Consider the following 18,582-nt stretch of genomic DNA (forward strand, 5'->3'; position numbering starts at 1 on the left):
CGGATTTTTAGGTTAGGTGAGCCGAATGATCTTTTGCGCCTCGAAATCGGTAATATCCACGCTGGGGAAATCCTCCACAAACTGTTGATATATGAGCTGCGTTGAAATAATCCCGGTCAGGGCCATGTTTTCAGTCTCACTTTCACCAAATTTCTGTTTCTTTCTGAACTTGGCTGCCAAAAAGGCCGTTTTGCCCGGATCGAAGAGGCCGGTCTTTTTCAGATACCGGTCAGAGAGCAGATAATCCGCATAGCCGGGCAGATTATGGAAGAATACATCCTGTATGGGCGCCCGGTAAGGGTGCTTCGGGCGCACAGTAATCCGTGGCGGCAGATGGTCGGCAAAGGTTTTTTTCAGAATGTATTTCTCGTTCAATACCTTTATTTTCCATTGGGGAGGAAGTTTCATGGCGAAATCGATGACGCGGTAATCCAGGAACGGCACGCGCATTTCCACCGAATTGGCCATTGCTACCCGATCTCCCTGTGAAGAAAGCAGATAATTTGAGAGGAAGATGCTTGTTTCCAGGTACTGGGCCTTCGCCAGATAATCCCGTCCGTTGAAATTGTCCGGTAGCGCCGCTTTCAGCTCCAGGTCCGGTGAATAGCCCCTGAGGGCGTCGTTGACCTCTTCCGAGAAGAACATGGCGCTCCTGCCGGTGTTCTTCCAGCGTATGCCATGGGAGAAAAAGGGATCGTCCCGTTCTCCGGCTTCGACCGCATAGAATCTCTGCAGGAATGTCCTTTCCCGCCCCGGATTCTGAAAGATGTAGGGGTAAAGCTTTTCCAGCAGAAGTGGACGAAGCCGTGAACCCGGATCGCCGGCCCAGAACCGGCGAATCTTCGCCTCTTTGAAGATGTTGTAGCCGCCGAAGATTTCGTCGGCTCCTTCTCCGGTCAATACGACCTTGAAATCCTTATCCCTAACCACTCCGGAGAGCATGAACAGTGGCACGGGAGCCGTTCTCAGCAGCGGTTTTTCGCAGTGCCAGATCACTTTCGGCAGATTTTCGCGGATATCGCTGTTCCTGATCCGTCTGTTGGTATGCTCCGTCCCGAGAAATCTGACCATTTCCTCCTGAAATAGGGTCTCATCGAAGGGACTTTCGTCGAAACCGACGGAAAAGGTCCGCAGATTATTGTCGAACCTGCGCGATATGAGCGAGGTGATGATGGAGGAGTCCAATCCGCCGCTGAGATAGGCACCAACCGGCACATCGGCCCGCAGCCTTATTCTGACCGCATCCAACAGCAGTTCGCGCAGTTCCTCGCAGGCTTCACCGAAGGTTCCCTGCCACCGTTCCTCTTTGCCGTAAAAGGGGAGGGTCCAGAACGGTTTTTCTTCAACGATTCTGCCATCCCTGAAGATCATGAAATGGCCGGGCTGCAATTCGTGAACACCATTGAACATGGTCCGGTTGCCGATGGTCGTCCAGAAGGTGAAAACCTGTTTCAATGCCTGGAGATCCAACTCCCTCTTTATTGTCTGATCTTGGAATAGGGCCTTTATTTCGGAGGCGAAGATCAGCCGGCTACCCTCAAGGGTATAAAAGAGCGGCCTTATGCCGACCCGGTCCCGTGCCAGGAAAAGTTCCTTCTTTTGGGCATCCCAGATGGCGAAGGCAAATTGGCCGTTGATCATGGAAAGAGCATGGGCGCCGTATTCTTCATACAGGTGTACCAGCACTTCCGTATCCGATGCCGTTTGAAAGACATGTCCCTTCGCCACAAGCAGCGCACGCAATTCGGGATAATTGAAGATCTCACCGTTATAAACGATCCAGAGCCGCCCCTCTTCGTTGCTGATGGGCTGGGTGCCGCCGCCCAGATCGATGATGCTGAGGCGGGCATGTCCCATGACCATCCTGTGGGGATCGACAATGATGCCCGCAGCATCGGGACCCCTGTGTCGTATGGCGGCGATCATTTTTGAGACCAGAGCTTCAGATGAAGGTCCGGGGTTACATATGCCTGCTATTCCGCACATTCAAGATACCTGCTTTTCCAGGAGAAGGACCGCTCGATCAACGGCAGGAACCGGGGTGGGGGCAGCGTTCTTAGCAGCGCCAGAACCAGGTGTTCGAGTTGTCGTTAAATTGAATTTATTAAAGTATTTCCACAAAACCGGAGGTTGTCAACTGTTCCGGATTTTTATGACCAAGGTAGGGAGCCCTTCCATTGTTCGCAAGTGAACGAGCCTGCAAACCCGGTGATTCCTGTCACACACATGAAACGCCCTTTGAGGGTAGTTTAGGAACACAAGCTGAACCATGCCCGGATGGCAGGGGCAGGAAATCGGCAATAGCCGGCAGTTCGGCAATTCATTTGTTAAGGACAAAGGAGTAACCATGAAAAAAAGCCTGTGCCTGTTGTTGTTGGCTGCCTCTTGTTTCGGTACGAGTGCCCATGTGTTCGCCAAGGACGTAACTTTGAGCTGGGACCGTAACTCTGAGACGGACGTGGCCGGCTATAAGCTGTATTACAAAGCCGATTCGTCCACCGGCACCTTCGATGGTTCCGATGCGGTGCAGGGCAAGTCGCCTGTGGATGTGAAGGACCTGACCACCTTCACCCTGAACGGCCTTGATCCGGCCAAGGATTACTATTTCCAGGTGACCGCCTATGATACTGCGGGAGATGAAAGCGCATTTTCCAACATGGTCGAGTCCTACGGGGCGGTACCTGCAACTCCCCCGGCAACTCCCCCTGCAACCGCACCTTCTGGAGATGCCAATGGTGACGGAACGGTGAACATTTCCGATGCGCTCCTGGTGTTGCAGGCAGCGCTGAATCCGGCTTTGCAGACGCCGGCGGTGCTGGCGGCAGGAGACGTCTGGCCGTTGGATGCCAACGGCAAACCCAAGGGGGACGGCGTCATCGATCTGAACGATGCCCGGTTGATCCTGCAGCGAGCTGTAGGGCTGGTCAGCTGGTAAATGACGCGCTGCCATACTTTTTTGGAATAGGGTGTCGGGGTAATCCCGGCACCCTATTTTCATTCTGGGAGGAGCAAAATTATCAACTTCTCGATCATTGAATTTTGTCCCAAATAAACTATCCTATAGGAGTATATTATATAAATTTAATTAATTGGCAAACCGTTGCATTTCTGGAAACAGTCCCAATGCTGCCGTTGTCGTAGTGGGTTCATGGTGGTTCATGGAGTTGACGGGAGAACGGATGGAGAAGCTGCTCGTCATTGAAGATAACGGCGATACCTGCAAAGAGCTGAAATGGAGTATCGGCAAGGAGTACGACCTCATGTTTGCCGGGGACGTCAAGGAAGCGCTCGCGCTTTTTTACCGGTACTGTCCCCGGGTGATCATTCTCGACCTCGGGCTGCCCCCGGACGAAAGAGGAACCAGCGAAGGTTTCCGCTGCCTGGAACAGGTATTGGCCCATGCACCTGCCACCAAGACAATCGTTATGGGCGACAACGGCGACAGAAGCAGTGCCTTTCGGGCCATGAGAACAGGCGCCTTTGACTTTTGCCGGAAACCGATCCGGATGAGCGAACTGAGTGTGATCATTGATAGGGCCTTTCATCTGATTGACATGGAAGAGGAGAACGCACTGCTTCAGACGACTCCGGAACTGAAGGGCTGCGGCTTCAAAGGCATGCTTGGCCATTGCCCCCAGATGGTACAGGTATTTTCCACCATCGAAAAAGTGGCTTCATCGGACATAGCGATTTTCGTAACAGGCGAAAGCGGCACCGGCAAAGAACTGGTTGCAAAGGCTATACACTCCATGAGCCTGAGGAGGAACGGGCCTTTTGTCCCCGTAAACTGCGGCGCAATCCCCGAGAACCTCCTGGAATCCGAACTTTTCGGCACGGAGAGAGGGGCTTTCACCGGTGCCCATGCCAGGATTCTCGGCAAGGCGGAATATGCCCACAGGGGAACGTTTTTCCTGGACGAAATCGGTGAACTGCCGGCGAATCTCCAGGTAAAACTTCTGCGCTTTCTCCAGGAAAAGGTTCTGCAACGGGTCGGGGGAAGGGAAGATATCGCCGTCGATGCCAGGATCATTTCGGCAACCAACATCGACATCGCCAAGGCAATTACAGAGGGGTTGTTCCGCGAGGATCTCTACTACCGGATCTCGGTCATAACGGTCAATCTCCCTCCCTTGCGGGAGCGGGGGGACGACATCCTGCTTCTGGCCAATATATTCCTGAAAAGGGCTGCCAGGGATTTCGGCAAAAAGATCAGAGGATATAGTGCGAGCACTTTAAAGCTCCTGAAAAGCTACAATTGGCCCGGAAATGTGCGGGAGCTGGAAAACAGGGTGCAGCGGGCGGTGCTAATGTCCGATTCTTCCTTGATAGAGCCGGTCGACCTGGGTATTGGCGAAAGCAGCCAGGCGCAAATTATGACACCGCTGGATTCCATGACCCTGAAAGATGCACGGGACCGACTCGAACGCCAGATGATCGTCTCCGCCCTGGGCCGCCAGGAGGGCAACATTGCAAAAACGGCGGAGGCATTGGGTGTCAGCAGGCCGACCCTCTATGACCTGATGAAAAAATACAATCTCAGCAGGATTACATCATAATCCATCCGGAAAGGCAGGATACCGATGACCGGGACCAATGTGGGCAGCAATAATGCCAAGACCTATGCCTTTCTCCGCAGCATTCCCATTTTCGCCCCCCTGACCGACGAGCAACTGGCCAATCTCATGGAAATCATTGAAGAGAAGAAGTTTTTCCGGAATAACGTCATCCTTTGGGAGGAGGATACCCAGAAATACATGTATATCGTTTCCTCGGGCAAGGTGAAGGTCATCCAGACCAGCGAAGACGGCAAGGAGCATATCATCGCCATCCACAAGAAGGGGGAGTTCTTCGGCGAGATGGCCATTCTCGATGGGAAAACCGCTCCGGCAACGGTTATTGCCATGGAAGATTCGGTGATTCAGCTCATTGCGCGGGAAACATTCGAGAAGTTTCTTCTGCAGAACGAAAAGGTCATGACCCAGGTTATTTCTATGCTGTGCCATCGGCTCAGGGAGTCCTGGCTGATGCTGAAGGTGATGAGTTTTTCCAGTGCCGAGCAGCGGGTGCGTGCCGTTCTCGACCAGTTGGGGAAACTGAACGGCATCAGGGACGAGCGGGGCATCATCATCGCCCTGAAACTGATGCACAAGGATATAGCCGGCTACGCCAACGTTTCACGGGAGACGGTAACCCGCCTCTTGAACCGGTTTGCCAAGGAGAGCAAGATCGAGATCCTGGACAACAAGTACATCCTCCTCAAGGAACAGCGCTAGTCTTCCCTGCGAACCTGTCTTTTTCCCCACATCCCCCTTAAAATTGGGTTTAACGATGGCCGGAATCGTGTTATAAGGTTCAAATATTCAAACCTTATGCGGATCTGGAGATATGGACATGAATAAATGGATTGTGGCAGTGCTTATGATTGGGGTCGTTGCCGGATGCGGCATTGAGTGGTTTCCTGAGGATAACGCTACCTCAGGGGACAAAAACAAAGATGTTTCCTTCTCATTTGCAGGAAAAAATAAATGCAGTGTCCCGGCGGGTTCCAACGTAGACTCAGGGCCGATAGAAATCTTCAACCTTCAAACTACAGCTACCATCAGTGTTTCAGGGGCTACAACGAGTAGATATACCATAATTGGCGAGAATAGCCCACGGACCGCTCCAGCTACCATACGCCCAGGTCAGAGTGTCTCGGTGACTCATCAAGCCGCGACCCCCGACGCCACCTCAAAAATAGTCATCACGACATTGAGGATTGCCGGCAAGGAGGCTTCCTTCAAATCGACAACCGATCCTTGTGCACAAGGTACAACGACGTTCGAATGATCTACGGCACCGGTGTCGACATAGTGGACATCTCACGCTTCCAACGCTTCGTGGCCGAAAACAATACACCGCTTCTGCAGCGGGTCTTCACCCCGCGGGAGCTGGACTACTGCTCCGGCAAAAAGCATAGTGCCCAGCACTTCGCCCTGCGCTTCGCAGCCAAGGAGGCATTTCTCAAGGCTTTGGGCATGGGCCTGCGGGGAGGGCTCAGCTGGCAGCATATGGAGGTGGTCAACGATTCCCTGGGCAAGCCGGACCTTGTCCTTTCCAGCAAGGCGGCTGAGCTTTTCGCCGAAGCCGGGCTGCAGAGGATTTTTCTTTCCCTTTCCCATGACGGCAACATGGCCGTGGCCATGCTGGTACTGGAGAAATAGATGAAGGTCGTGACCGGCGAAACCATGCAGCAGATGGATCGGAGAACCATCGACGAATTCGGGATTCCGGGGCTGATCCTCATGGAAAATGCCGGCCGTTGCTGCGCCGAGGCCATAGCTGCGGAATACGGCGGTAAGAAGAGGGCGCTCATTGTCGCCGGCAAGGGAAATAACGGCGGCGACGGCTTTGTCATCGCCCGGCTTCTTGTCCAACAGGGCTGGCAGGTGCAGGTTTTTCTCCTCTGTTCCACCGAAGAGATCGGTGGCGATGCAGCAGTAAACCTGCAGCGTCTCGATCCTCTCCTTGTTACCGTTTGTGCCGGTTCCGGCGATCTCGCCCGGCATGCTTCCGAACTTGCCGATGCCGGGGTGGTGGTGGACGCCATTCTTGGCACCGGATTGAAATCGGAGGTGCGGGGTATTTACGGCGAGGCCATCGATCTGGTCAATTCCTGCCACGCACCGGTTTTTGCCGTGGATATTCCTTCGGGGGTCCATGCCGCAAACGGCAAAATCCTGGGCAAGGCGGTCCGGGCGGACATGACTGTCACCTTCGCTGCCGCCAAGCTGGGTACTATTCTTTATCCCGGGGCAGAGCTGTGCGGCCGGCTCAAGGTGGTGGATATCGGCATGCCGGAACAGGTCCTTGCCGATGCCCCTGGATTCCAATTCATCGACCGTGTGGCGGCTCGCAAACTGGTGCGGCGGCGGGAGCGGCAGGCTCACAAGGGGCACTGCGGCCACTGCCTGATCATTGCCGGATCGACGGGAAAAACGGGCGCTGCGGCAATGGCAGCAAACTCGGCGGTCCGGGGGGGTGCCGGGCTGGTTACGGTAGCCATTCCGGCCAGCCTTAACCCGATTATGGAAATCAAAACCACCGAGGCCATGTCCCTCCCCCTGACCGAGGGAGAATCCGGCTTTCTCGGCGGCGATTCTTTTCCGGAGATCATGACTGCCGCTGTGGGTAAGGACGTTCTTGCCGTCGGCCCGGGACTTTCCCTTGGGGGGGAAACCGGCGATCTGGTGCGGAAAGTCGTTGCTGAAGCCCCGCTGCCGTTGGTTATCGATGCCGATGGGCTGAATGCCGTCGCCGCCCGGCCGGAAATACTTATGGCGCGAAAATCGCTGGTGACAATCCTTACCCCCCACCCGGGGGAGATGGCACGGTTGACGGGACTATCCGTGGCTCAGGTGGAGGAGGATCGGATCGGCATCGCCCGGGAATTCTGCTCAAAATATCAGGTTTTTCTGATCCTGAAGGGGGCGAGGACCATCATCACCTCCCCCGACGGCGAGATCGCCATCAACGGCAGCGGCAATCCCGGCATGGCCTCAGGGGGGATGGGCGATGTGCTGACCGGCGTCGTCACGGCTCTTGTCGCCCAGGGATATGCACCTTTCACCGCCTGCTGCCTCGGAGCCTTTATCCACGGCCTCTCCGGGGATCTGGTTGCTGCTGCAAAAGGGGAGATCGGCATATCGGCGGTTGATGTGCAGGAGTCGCTCCCCTATGCTTTCAATGAACTGCTTTAACATGGGCTTTAACAATCGAGAGGAGACACCATGCTGACTGCCGCCGATGTGATGACCAAAGATACTATCATTACCGTTACGCGGGAAACGACCGTACGGACCCTGGCCGAACTGTTCACCAAGCACAGGGTGAGCAGTTTTCCTGTAGTCGATGAAAACAACAACCTCATCGGCATCGTTACCGAGACCGATTTAATCGAACAGGACAAGAGCCTGCACATTCCCACAGTCATTTCCATCTTCGACTGGGTTCTTTACCTGGAGAGCGAAAAGAAATTCGAAAAAGAACTAAAGAAGATGACCGGCCAGACCGTGGGGGATATCTTCTCCGAAGACGTGACCAGTGTCGCTCCGTCGACTCCATTGAGCGAAGTGGCGGACATCATGACAAAAAGGAAGATTCACGCCGTTCCCGTTGTGGAAGGTAGGAAGCTGGTCGGTGTCGTCAGCCGGATCGATCTTATCCGCAGCATGATCGAGCCGTGACGCGGATAATCGTCAGCAAGAGCGTCCAGGAGACGATTTCTGCGGGAAAACGGCTGGGAGCACTGCTTGGCGCCGGCGATTTCCTGGCCCTGACCGGTGAGCTGGGGGCCGGAAAAACCCAGTTCGCCAAGGGGATTGCCGAAGGATTGGGTGTTGACCCGGCCACGCCCATAACCAGTCCCACTTACACCCTGCTCAACATCTACCCGGGCAGGGTGCCCTTTTATCATTTCGACCTGTACCGATTGCAGGGTAGTGAGGACCTGCTCGACCTGGGATTCGAGGAATATTTCCACGGCGACGGCGTCTGTCTTGTGGAATGGGCCGAGCGCCTGGAGGAGACGCTGCCGGAGGATCATCTCCTCATAACGATGTCTCATGACGGCGATGACTGCAGGACGCTCTCCTTTACCCCATCCGGGAGCAGGGGAGAGGAGTTGGCAGGGCTCCTCATGTCCGACCATAAATGAAAAAATGTTTTGACCCGGCGATTTATTCTTGGTAATAAGAATGTTCCGCATAAATAGGGGCAACTAGCTCATTAAGATAGTGAAGGAGGACTTGCATGGCACTGGTGGTCCAAAAGTACGGCGGCAGTTCAATGGGAACGATAGAGCGAATCCGCAATGTTGCCAAGAGGGTCGCTAAAACATACGATGCAGGCAACGACATGGTGGTCGTCGTTTCTGCAATGCAAGGCGAGACGAACAAGTTGGTTGCCCTGGCCAATGACATCAGCGAATTCCCGGACAATAGGGAGTATGACGTTCTTGTGGCCTCGGGGGAGCAGGTTTCCATCGCCCTTCTGGCCATGTGCCTCAAATCCATGGGCTACAAGGCCAAGTCCTATCATGGCTGGCAGATTCCCATTATTACGGACAGCGCTTTCAGCAAGGCTCGCATCGAAAAGATCGACGACGCAAAGATCCGCTCCGACATCAAGGGCGGCACCATTCTTGTGGTGGCCGGATTTCAGGGGGTAGACAGCGACGGGAACGTTACCACCCTTGGGCGCGGCGGCTCGGATACGTCAGCGGTGGCCATGGCTGCGGCGCTAAAGGCCGATGTCTGTGAGATATTTACCGATGTGGATGGCGTTTACACCACGGATCCCAACATCTGCGAAGATGCCAGGAAGATCGAAAAGGTTTCCTACGACGAGATGCTCGAACTGGCAAGCTTGGGAGCCAAGGTTCTCCAGATACGCTCCGTGGAGTTCGCCAAGAAATACAATGTGGATGTGCACGTGCGCTCCAGCTTCAACGATAATCCAGGAACCATGGTTACCAAGGAGGATAAAGATATGGAAGCAGTTCTCGTTTCAGGAATCGCCTACGACAAAAACGAGGCCAAGATTGCCGTGATGCAGGTGCCTGACAAGCCGGGCATTGCTGCCAAGATACTGTCCCCCCTCTCCGAAGCCAACATCTCGGTGGATATGATCGTGCAGAATGTCAGTGCCGCCGATCTCACCGATTTCACCTTTACCGTGACCAAGGCCGATTTCAAGAAGGCCCTGGCTATCACCAAGGAAGCCGCCAAAGGGATCGACGCGAAAGAGGTCGTCACCGACGAGAATATCAGCAAGGTCTCCGTGGTCGGCGTCGGCATGAGAAGCCATGCGGGTGTGGCGACGAAAATGTTCCAGACCCTGGCCAAGGAGGGGATCAATATCCAGATGATTTCCACCTCCGAAATCAAGGTTTCGGTGATTATCGATGGCAAATACACGGAGCTGGCGGTCCGGGTGCTCCACGACATTTTCGGCTTGTCCGGGAAAGCTGCATAATCCGCAAGCCAGTCGTCATAATAATGACATAACCGAAAAGGCACGGAAATGCAGAGATTACATCGATGTTTTCTGTGCCTTTTTGTTTTGCCGAAGTTCAATCAACATTTCAAAAAGGTGAGCACATGAGTCTGGTTAAAATCTACGACACCACCCTTCGAGATGGTACCCAAGCTGAAGATGTCTCCTTCCTCGTTGAGGACAAAGTCCGCATCGCCCATAAACTGGATGAATTCGGTGTCCACTATATCGAGGGGGGGTGGCCCGGCAGCAACCCCAAGGATGTGGCCTTCTTCAAGGACATTAAAAAGGAAAAGCTGTCCCAGGCCAAGATTGCCGCCTTCGGTTCCACCAGGCGCGCCAAGATAACCCCCGACAAAGACCAGAACATCATCACCCTCATTCAGGCACAGCCGGATGTGGTCACCATCTTCGGCAAGACCTGGGATTTCCACGTGCGCGAGGCGCTGCGCATTTCCCTGGACGAAAACCTGGACCTGATCTTCGACTCCCTTGAGTATCTCAAGGCCCATACGCCGGAAGTTTTCTACGACGCGGAGCATTTCTTCGATGGCTACAAGGCCAATCCAGATTATGCCATCAAGACTCTCAAGGCTGCGGAAGCGGCAAAGGTGGACTGCATCGTCCTCTGCGACACCAACGGCGGCACCATGCCCTTCGATCTGGCGGAGATCGTCAAGGATGTGAAGAAGCACATCAAGACTCCTCTCGGCATACACGCCCACAACGATTCCGAGTGTGCCGTTGCCAACTCCCTCACGGCCGTATCCCTGGGAATCGTTCAGGTGCAGGGGACCATTAACGGCTTCGGCGAGCGCTGCGGCAATGCCAATCTCTGCTCCATCGTTCCTGCCCTGCAGCTGAAGATGAAAAAGGAATGCGTTTCGCCGGAGCAGTTGAAAAAACTGCGCGAACTATCCCGGTTTGTATATGAACTGGCCAATTTTTCGCCGAGCAAACATCAGCCCTACGTGGGAAACTCCGCTTTTGCCCACAAGGGTGGTGTCCACGTCAGTGCAATACAGCGGCATCCGGAGACCTACGAGCACCTGCGGCCGGAACTGGTCGGCAACAGCACCAGGGTGCTGGTATCCGATCTTTCTGGCAGGGCCAACATCCTGGCCAAAGCGGAAGAGTTCCAGATCAACCTGGACAGCAAAGACCCCGTGACCCTGGAAATTCTCGACAATATCAAGGAGATGGAGAACAGGGGCTATCAATTCGAAGGGGCGGAGGCATCCTTCGAGCTGCTCATGAAACGAGCCCTTGGCAGCCACAAAAAATTCTTCTCGGTGATCGGTTTTCGGGTCATGGATGAAAAGCGCCACGAAGACCAGAAGATGATCTCCGAAGCGACGATTATGGTCAAGGTGGGGGGCAAGGTCGAACATACTGCGGCGGAAGGAAACGGACCGGTCAACGCCCTGGACAACGCCATCCGCAAGGCGCTGGAGAAGTTCTACCCGCGGCTCAAAGAGGTCAAGCTGCTGGATTACAAGGTCAGAGTTTTACCCGCAGGGCAGGGTACGGCATCTGCCATCCGCGTCCTCATCGAGTCCGGTGACAAGCAGAACCGCTGGGGCACCGTCGGTGTGTCCGATAACGTCATCGATGCTTCCTACCAAGCCCTCATCGACTGCATCGAGTTCAAACTGCACAAGGACGAGGAGCAGGAGGCGCCCAGGAAGTGATGGACAGAAGCCAACGCTTCATCGTCTGGCTTTTTGCACTTTTTCTTATTTCACCCCTTATCTATAAAGGCCACTGCTCCCGGACCGAAACCGGGTCGGCAGTGGCCTTTCGTTCTTTATCCACCGGCAGAACCATTGTCAGGGTGAAGGGTGATGTGCCGAAACCGGGCATCTATCGATTACCTGACGGTGCCACCGTCGGGACCGTCATAAATATGACGATGCCTGGACAGGCACTTCAAGGTGGCATTGAAGCGCAATTACCCGTAGTGCTGCGGCCCGGCATGGTTCTGGATGTGACACGAACAGACCGAAAAAATTACGCGTTAACGGTTAGTTACATGAAGGCCAAGGAAAGAATGATCCTGGGAATCCCCCTTGATCTCCAGCTCATGAATGAGGAGGACTGGGATGCCTTGCCGGGGATCGGTGCCAAAACGGCCAAGGCTATTATTTTTTATCGTCAAAAATATGGCGATTTTCAATCTATCCAGGACCTGGAAAGGGTAAAGGGGATGTCTGGAGGGAAAATAATGAAGATAAGGCAATTTTTTTCTGACTAAATAACTATATAAAATTGTAAAAGATTTTTACTGTCTGTTCGGCGGTTTGCCTTTCGTTACGGATCCAACCGCTATTCGTGGCATGCATGATGAATAATACCAGGGACACTTTGCTTATCAACTCAACTCTCTGGAGGTTATTACTATGCAATGTCCCAAGTGTAAAGGTCGCATGTTCGCCGAGAAATACTATGACTTCGTAAGGTCTTTCGATGCCTGGAAATGCACCTGCTGCGGAGAGGTTCTGGATCCGACCATTCTGGCAAACAGGGCACGGAACCACAACAGCTTTTTAGGGTGACGACAATAGAATATCGGGTATTCTGAAAGGGGCCGTTTCCGGCCCCTTTTTTGTGTGCTTTTACCCTCTAAGGGTATTGTATCGGAACCGCCTTCGGCTACAATTGAAGGAATCCGTTCCCATGGGAGAATTCATGTCCATACCAGCCACTTTTCCCAGCCTCAAAGAGTATGTGGACGAGATGTTGAGGTGGGCGACGGGAAAAGGCAAGATTCTCATAGTCGTTCACGACAATCCCGACCCCGATTGCTTTGCTTCGGCACTGGCCCTCAATCATCTCTTTGTCATGAAGTTGAACAGAGAGGCGGTCCTTTCATTTTCCGGTATGATCGGCCGAAGTGAAAACCTGGCCATGGCCAAGGAGCTGCAAATACCCCTTACCCCCCTGGCCATTCTCGATATTCGCGATTTCCAGGTAATCTGCATGGTGGACACTCAGCCGGGAGTGGGCAATAATTCGTTGCCCCCCGAAATATCGGTGGATATCCTCATCGACCATCATCCTATCAGGGAAACCAGCAATACCTGCCGCTTTGTGGATATACGCCCGGACTACGGCGTGACGGCGACCATCCTCTACGAATATCTGATGGCTGAAAATGTTCCCATCGGCACCAAGCTTGCGACTGCTCTGTTTTATGCCATCAAATCAGAAACCCAGGACTTGGGCCGTGAAGCGAACCGGCCCGATCGGGAGGCCTACCACCGGCTTTTTCCCCTTACCAACAAGCTGCTTCTTTATGAGATCTGTCACCCGAAACTTCCCGTTGAATACTTTCTGTCCCTGAATAACGCCCTCAAGCATACCAGGATCTACGGTGAAGTGCTGGTGACCAACCTGCGTTCGGTCGTTTTCCCGGAAATTGTCGCCGAACTTGCCGATTTCCTGCTCAGGCTGGAAAAAATAAAGACGGTGCTTTGCATAGGGCATTACAATAAGGAAATGATTCTCTCCATGCGCACCATACGCCACGATACCAATGTGGGAGAGATCATAAAAAAGCTGGTGGAAGGAATGGGCACAGCCGGTGGTCACGGCATGATGGCGGGGGGCAAGGTGGATAATGTCTCAGATTCGCCGGAAGAGATGCTGAAACTGGAACGAATACTGACCGACCGACTTTTCGAGGCTCTTGCCATTCACAGGGAAAAGCCGGAAAAACTGATACATCTGAGGCCCATGAAAGAGTTGCCAAACAGACCTTAAAATGTTACTAAATGAAGAATGTCAGTCTATCTGGACAATGCAGCCACAACTTTTCCGAAACCTGATACTGTTTACAGCGCTGTGGAACATGCCCTCAGGGAGATTGGCGTAGGGCCTGGCAGAGGTGGTTATAAAAGAGGTTTGGCTGCATCGAGGCTGGTTTTCGAGGCTCGCGAGTTACTGGCTTCTTTCTTCGGAATTAGCGATTCTTCCCGCCTGGTTTTCACTCACAATGCCACCGAAAGTCTGAACATCGCCGTTAAGGGGCTGCTGCAGCCCGGGGATCATGTCGTTACGACGACCATGGAGCATAATTCCCTCGTTCGACCGCTGCATGACGCAGAGATCAGAGGCGTCGAAATAACCTGGATTCCTGCCGATACATGCGGCAGGGTCGAGCCTGCCTCGGTTGCTGCGGCTCTTCGCTCGAAAACGAAACTGGTAGCCCTGTCCCATTGCAGTAACGTGACCGGCACTGTTCAACCAATTGCCCAGATCGGCGCTATTACCAGACAAGCAGGCGTCGTTTTCCTGGTTGATGCGGCCCAGAGTGCCGGATACCTGCCCGTGGACGTGGCGGACCAGAATATCGATCTGCTGGCTGTACCGGGTCACAAGGGGCTGCTGGGACCACAGGGAACGGGCCTTCTGTATGTGGCCGAGCATGTGGATTTATCGCCTCTTCTTTTTGGGGGGACAGGTACTTCCTCATCGGATGCGGCCCAGCCGGAAACGATGCCGGAAAAGTTCGAGAGCGGCACAATGAATACGCCGGGCATAGCCGGACTCAAAGCGGGAGTGGAATTCATCCTGGAAACCGGCATGGAAACCATCAGGCAGAAGGAGATGCGGCTGGTCTCGCTGCTCATCGATGGCCTGAATCGGCTTCCAAGAGTGAATACCTATGCTTCGGCTGATGCCGAAGCGCGTGGCGGAGTCGTCTCCTTCACGGTTGACGGTATGGACCCTTCGACCTTGGGTTTTCGTCTGGATGCCGATTTCGACATCAGCGTCAGAGTCGGCCTGCACTGTGCGCCCATGGCCCACAGGACCATCGGCACCTTTCCCGATGGCACCGTCAGGGTAAGCCCCGGTTTCTTCAACACCGAGAAAGAGATCGCTTTCTTTCTCGATGCCGTGGAGAGTATGGTTCATTGAGGAAAGGACGGTATATGAAAAGAGTTGTCTATGCTGTTGTCTCCCTGATCTTGCTGTTTATCATGGGGTGTTCCCTGCCTCCGGAGCGCCCGGTGAAAAAGGACGAGCTGTATCGCACCGGCATCTACAACTATTACAAGATCCAGGAATCGCCAGAGCGGGTGCTTGCCGCACTGAACAAGGACGGGGAGGTCGTTCTGGAAGTGGAATACAAGAAGCAGCCGCTCTACCTGAAGATTCTCGCCACATCAAAGGGGCTGGTGCTCTCCGTCTCGGAAAGATAACTGAAACAGAAAGGACTGCATGAAACACTTCATACTGGATACCAATGTACTTCTCTACGATCCCCAGGCGGTTTTCAAGTTCGAGGAAAACAACATCATCATTCCCATTACCGTGATCGAAGAAATCGACCGTTTCAAAAAGGACATGAACGAAACAGGGCGCAATGCCAGGCAGATATCCCGCCTTCTTGACGACCTGCGCAAGGAAGGATCGCTGTCGGAAGGAATACAGCTGGAAAACGGCGGCAATCTACGGGTCGAGATCTATGAGGAGCAGGTGATGAAGAGACTCCCTCCCGAACTTCGCGAGGAGCGGGGGGACAACCGGATTCTTGCCGTAGCCTTTGATGTCAAGGCGAAGAATGAAAACGCACCGGTCATTTTCGTCACCAAGGATACCAACCTGCGTATCAAAGCCGACGCCATCGGCCTCGTCGCCGAGGATTACGAGTCGGACAAGGTTGTTATCGAGGACCTTTATTCTGGTTTTTTGGAGATAGATGCCGAAGCCGATCTGATAGACCGCTTCCATGGACAGGGATGGTTACCCATGGAAGATACCATGTATCCCAACCAGTTCGTTTCCTTCAGGGATCGATTGAACGCTACCCACACCGCCATCGGCAGGTATGACGAAAAGGAGAAAAAGGTCGTTGCCATCAAAAGGGCCGGCAAAGAGGGTATCTGGAGCATTCATCCCCGAAATCGCGAGCAGGCCTTTGCCCTGGAAGCGCTGCTTGATGATAATATCAAGCTGGTGACACTTGTGGGTAAAGCGGGTACGGGCAAGACGCTGGTTGCCATAGCTGCAGGTCTCCACAAGACTGCCGAAGAAAACGTCTACAACCGCCTCCTCGTTTCCCGCCCTGTGTTTCCCATGGGAAGGGATCTGGGCTTTCTGCCTGGGGATATCGAAGAGAAACTCACTCCTTGGATGCAGCCCATCTTCGATAACGTGGAGCTTCTGCTCACCGGTCATGAGGGTGAAAAACGCCACAGCAAGGGCTATAAGGAGTTGATGGCCATGGGCATCATGGATATAGAGCCTCTGACCTATATCCGCGGCCGATCCATCCCCAACCAGTACATGATCGTGGATGAGGCCCAGAACCTGACTCCCCACGAAATAAAAACCATCATTACCCGTGCTGGCGAAGGGACCAAAATCGTCCTGACCGGCGACCCCTACCAGATCGACAACCCCTATGTTGACTCCTCAAGCAATGGCTTGACCTATGTGGTGGAGAAATTCAAGGGGCAAAATATTGCCGGACACATCACCATGACTAAGGGTGAGCGTTCCGAGCTTGCCGAACTGGCAGCCAATCTGCTGTAATCGACAGATTTTCTCCAAACTACTGCGAGGTATGAGGGCGTGTTATCCACGCCCTTCCCGTTTATGCTCCTGCTATCCATAGAATCTTCATGTGACGAGACTGCGGCATCCGTGGTCAGGGACGGGAGAGACATCCTTTCCAGCATCGTTGCTTCGCAGATCAGTATCCATGCCGACTACGGCGGCGTGGTGCCCGAAATCGCTTCGCGCAAACACCTGGAGGCCATTTCCCTGGTCATCGAAGAGGCTTTGCGCACGGCGGGTGTCTCCCTGCCTGCCATTGAGGGCATTGCCGTGACTCGCGGCCCCGGTCTGGCCGGCGCTCTGCTCGTAGGCATCTCCACCGCCAAGGCGCTGGCCTATGGACTGAACATTCCCGTTGCCGGTGTGAACCACATCGAATCCCACATCCTGGCCGTCAAGCTGGAACGGGATGTGGCATTTCCCTTCATTGCCCTGGCTGTCTCAGGTGGGCATACACATCTTTACGAAGTTCACGGCATCGGCCGGTACCGGACCATCGGCCAGACCTTGGACGATGCTGCCGGAGAGGCCTTCGACAAGGTGGCCAAACTTCTGGGCTTGCCCTATCCAGGTGGTGCTCTCATCGATCGCCTCGCTGCCGATGGCGATCCCCGGGCCGTGAAATTGCCGCGGCCGTTGATGCATGATGATACCTGCAATTTTAGTTTCAGCGGGCTGAAAACTGCAGTTCTGAACTATGTGAAAAAGAATCCGTCCGTCGCTGAGGGTGCCGCCTTGCATAATATTTGTGCCTCATTCCAGTCTGCCGTCTGCGACGTGCTGGTGAGCAAGACCCGGGCGGCAGTCCTTCGAAGCGGCATCAGAAGGGTAGTCGTGGCCGGCGGTGTCGCCTGTAACAGCGGAGTGCGCCGGGAGATGGCCGCTTTTGCAGACAAAGAAGGGGCGGAGCTTTTCATCCCTTCACCGTCGCTCTGCTCCGACAATGCCGCCATGCTTGCCGTACCCGGCGACTACTATCTTTCCGGCAGAGCTGTAGCCGGTTTCGATCTGGATGCCCTTCCCGTATGGCCCCTTGATGCCATCTCTTCACCGGAAGGACCCTGAAATGGAGCGTTTTCGAGCCAAAAAATCAATGGGGCAGAATTTCCTGGTGGACGGGAATGTGCTGGCACGGATTGTCGAGGCAGTTGACCTGGCAGCGGGCGACCGGGTGCTGGAGATCGGTCCCGGCCGGGGAGCCTTGACCTCACTCTTGGTGAAGAGAGCCGAACAGGTGCTGGCCGTTGAGCTGGACCGGCAGCTGGTTCCCTTGCTGGAAAAGGAATTCTCCTCCTCGGACAATGTGGAATTTGTCCAGGGGGATATTCTCAGGATTGAGCTTCCTGTTGTGTTGGGCAGTCGCTGGAGCGGCAGATGGAAAGTGGCCGCCAACCTGCCCTACAATATTTCCAGTCAGGTGATCTTCAAATTTCTCGACAACGTCTCCCTATTCTCATCGCTGGTGCTCATGCTGCAAAAGGAGGTAGGGGATCGCCTGATCGCCTCTCCCGGTACCAAGGACTACGGTATCCTCTCGGTATTTTGCAATCTCCATTTCGATGTGTCACGGGTTCTGATCGTCAGGCCGGGGTCTTTCCGGCCCATTCCCAAGGTGGATTCGGTGGTGCTCAAGTTCGTGCCGTTGCCGGCACCCCGGCAGGATGTGGGAGACGAGGCCCTCTTCAGACAGGTGGTCAAGGCAGGTTTCGGCCAGCGCCGCAAGACCCTGATCAACTGTCTGAAATCAGCAGGGATTGCCGGAAGTAGCGATATTAATGATATTCTTTGCCGGGCTGGCATCGACGGCGGACGCAGGGGGGAGACCCTCTCTCTGGAAGAATACGCCCGGTTAACCAAAGAAATTATGCACGCCCAAAAACAGGGAATGTTCTGAAGTGCTGAACATTTCACGTTTTTATCCCGAAAGGGGTGGCGGAACGGCATCTTCTGTGGTATATAAAACTGCTACACTATCCGCGCTAG

The 18,582-nt window shown here is 54.2% G+C and carries 18 protein-coding genes; 17 read left to right on the forward strand and 1 reads right to left on the reverse strand.

Annotated elements, in window-relative coordinates:
* Positions 1 to 12: 12 nt before the first annotated feature.
* On the reverse strand, positions 13 to 1,986 hold the full coding sequence (gene asnB / locus ML541_RS14365; RefSeq protein ID WP_243373891.1) for an asparagine synthase (glutamine-hydrolyzing): 1,974 nt from the start codon (positions 1,984 to 1,986) through the stop codon (positions 13 to 15).
* Positions 1,987 to 2,347: 361 nt separating this feature from the next.
* Between asnB and ML541_RS14370 the strand changes: the two genes are divergently transcribed.
* The 17 genes from ML541_RS14370 to rsmA all read left to right on the forward strand — a co-directional run bounded on the left by ML541_RS14370 (position 2,348) and on the right by rsmA (position 18,493).
* Positions 2,348 to 2,935 carry a fibronectin type III domain-containing protein gene (locus tag ML541_RS14370; RefSeq protein ID WP_243373893.1) on the forward strand — a complete coding sequence of 196 codons (588 nt, stop codon included), beginning with the start codon at positions 2,348 to 2,350 and terminating at the stop codon, positions 2,933 to 2,935.
* 244 nt (positions 2,936 to 3,179) lie between these two features.
* Positions 3,180 to 4,556: a PEP-CTERM-box response regulator transcription factor gene (gene prsR, locus ML541_RS14375; RefSeq protein WP_243373894.1), complete on the forward strand. Its 1,377-nt coding sequence runs from the start codon at positions 3,180 to 3,182 to the stop codon at positions 4,554 to 4,556.
* A gap of 24 nt (positions 4,557 to 4,580) precedes the next feature.
* The gene (locus tag ML541_RS14380) at positions 4,581 to 5,273 is read left to right on the forward strand and encodes a Crp/Fnr family transcriptional regulator (RefSeq protein WP_243373895.1); all 693 of its coding nucleotides are present in this window, start codon (positions 4,581 to 4,583) and stop codon (positions 5,271 to 5,273) included.
* A 118-nt stretch (positions 5,274 to 5,391) separates the two neighbouring features.
* Entirely contained in the window at positions 5,392 to 5,829 is a 438-nt protein-coding gene (locus ML541_RS14385; RefSeq protein WP_243373896.1) for a hypothetical protein, read from the forward strand.
* Entirely contained in the window at positions 5,826 to 6,203 is a 378-nt protein-coding gene (locus tag ML541_RS14390; RefSeq protein WP_243373897.1) for a holo-[acyl-carrier-protein] synthase, read from the forward strand. The genes ML541_RS14385 and ML541_RS14390 overlap by 4 nt, the downstream gene beginning before the upstream one ends.
* Positions 6,204 to 7,739, forward strand: coding sequence for an NAD(P)H-hydrate dehydratase (locus tag ML541_RS14395; RefSeq protein WP_243373898.1), 1,536 nt, complete (start codon positions 6,204 to 6,206; stop codon positions 7,737 to 7,739).
* A gap of 30 nt (positions 7,740 to 7,769) precedes the next feature.
* Complete coding sequence (locus ML541_RS14400) at positions 7,770 to 8,225, forward strand: CBS domain-containing protein (RefSeq protein WP_243373899.1); 456 nt, start codon at positions 7,770 to 7,772, stop codon at positions 8,223 to 8,225.
* Entirely contained in the window at positions 8,222 to 8,695 is a 474-nt protein-coding gene (gene tsaE / locus ML541_RS14405; protein WP_243373901.1) for a tRNA (adenosine(37)-N6)-threonylcarbamoyltransferase complex ATPase subunit type 1 TsaE, read from the forward strand. Before ML541_RS14400 ends, tsaE begins: the two co-directional genes overlap by 4 nt.
* Positions 8,696 to 8,790: 95 nt before the next feature.
* Positions 8,791 to 10,014, forward strand: a complete 1,224-nt coding sequence (locus tag ML541_RS14410; RefSeq protein ID WP_243373902.1) for an aspartate kinase — start codon at positions 8,791 to 8,793, stop codon at positions 10,012 to 10,014.
* Positions 10,015 to 10,139: 125 nt separating this feature from the next.
* Entirely contained in the window at positions 10,140 to 11,726 is a 1,587-nt protein-coding gene (cimA, locus tag ML541_RS14415) for a citramalate synthase (protein ID WP_243373903.1), read from the forward strand.
* A gap of 155 nt (positions 11,727 to 11,881) precedes the next feature.
* Entirely contained in the window at positions 11,882 to 12,289 is a 408-nt protein-coding gene (locus ML541_RS19005) for a helix-hairpin-helix domain-containing protein (protein ID WP_243373904.1), read from the forward strand.
* Between the two features lie 434 nt (positions 12,290 to 12,723).
* On the forward strand, positions 12,724 to 13,797 hold the full coding sequence (locus ML541_RS14425; RefSeq protein ID WP_243373905.1) for a DHH family phosphoesterase: 1,074 nt from the start codon (positions 12,724 to 12,726) through the stop codon (positions 13,795 to 13,797).
* A gap of 18 nt (positions 13,798 to 13,815) precedes the next feature.
* Positions 13,816 to 14,955 (forward strand): aminotransferase class V-fold PLP-dependent enzyme, encoded by a 1,140-nt coding sequence (locus ML541_RS14430; protein ID WP_243373906.1) that lies wholly within the window; start codon positions 13,816 to 13,818, stop codon positions 14,953 to 14,955.
* A 14-nt stretch (positions 14,956 to 14,969) separates the two neighbouring features.
* Positions 14,970 to 15,239 carry a hypothetical protein gene (locus ML541_RS14435; protein ID WP_243373907.1) on the forward strand — a complete coding sequence of 90 codons (270 nt, stop codon included), beginning with the start codon at positions 14,970 to 14,972 and terminating at the stop codon, positions 15,237 to 15,239.
* A 19-nt stretch (positions 15,240 to 15,258) separates the two neighbouring features.
* Positions 15,259 to 16,575: a PhoH family protein gene (locus ML541_RS14440; protein ID WP_243373908.1), complete on the forward strand. Its 1,317-nt coding sequence runs from the start codon at positions 15,259 to 15,261 to the stop codon at positions 16,573 to 16,575.
* Positions 16,576 to 16,638: 63 nt separating this feature from the next.
* The gene (gene tsaD / locus ML541_RS14445) at positions 16,639 to 17,664 is read left to right on the forward strand and encodes a tRNA (adenosine(37)-N6)-threonylcarbamoyltransferase complex transferase subunit TsaD (RefSeq protein ID WP_243374006.1); all 1,026 of its coding nucleotides are present in this window, start codon (positions 16,639 to 16,641) and stop codon (positions 17,662 to 17,664) included.
* A 1-nt stretch (position 17,665) separates the two neighbouring features.
* Positions 17,666 to 18,493, forward strand: coding sequence for a 16S rRNA (adenine(1518)-N(6)/adenine(1519)-N(6))-dimethyltransferase RsmA (rsmA, locus tag ML541_RS14450; protein ID WP_243373910.1), 828 nt, complete (start codon positions 17,666 to 17,668; stop codon positions 18,491 to 18,493).
* Positions 18,494 to 18,582: the final 89 nt, after the last annotated feature.

The sequence above is a fragment of the Geotalea sp. SG265 genome (assembly GCF_022808985.1).
In the GTDB taxonomy this organism is placed as follows: Bacteria; Desulfobacterota; Desulfuromonadia; order Geobacterales; family Geobacteraceae; genus Geotalea.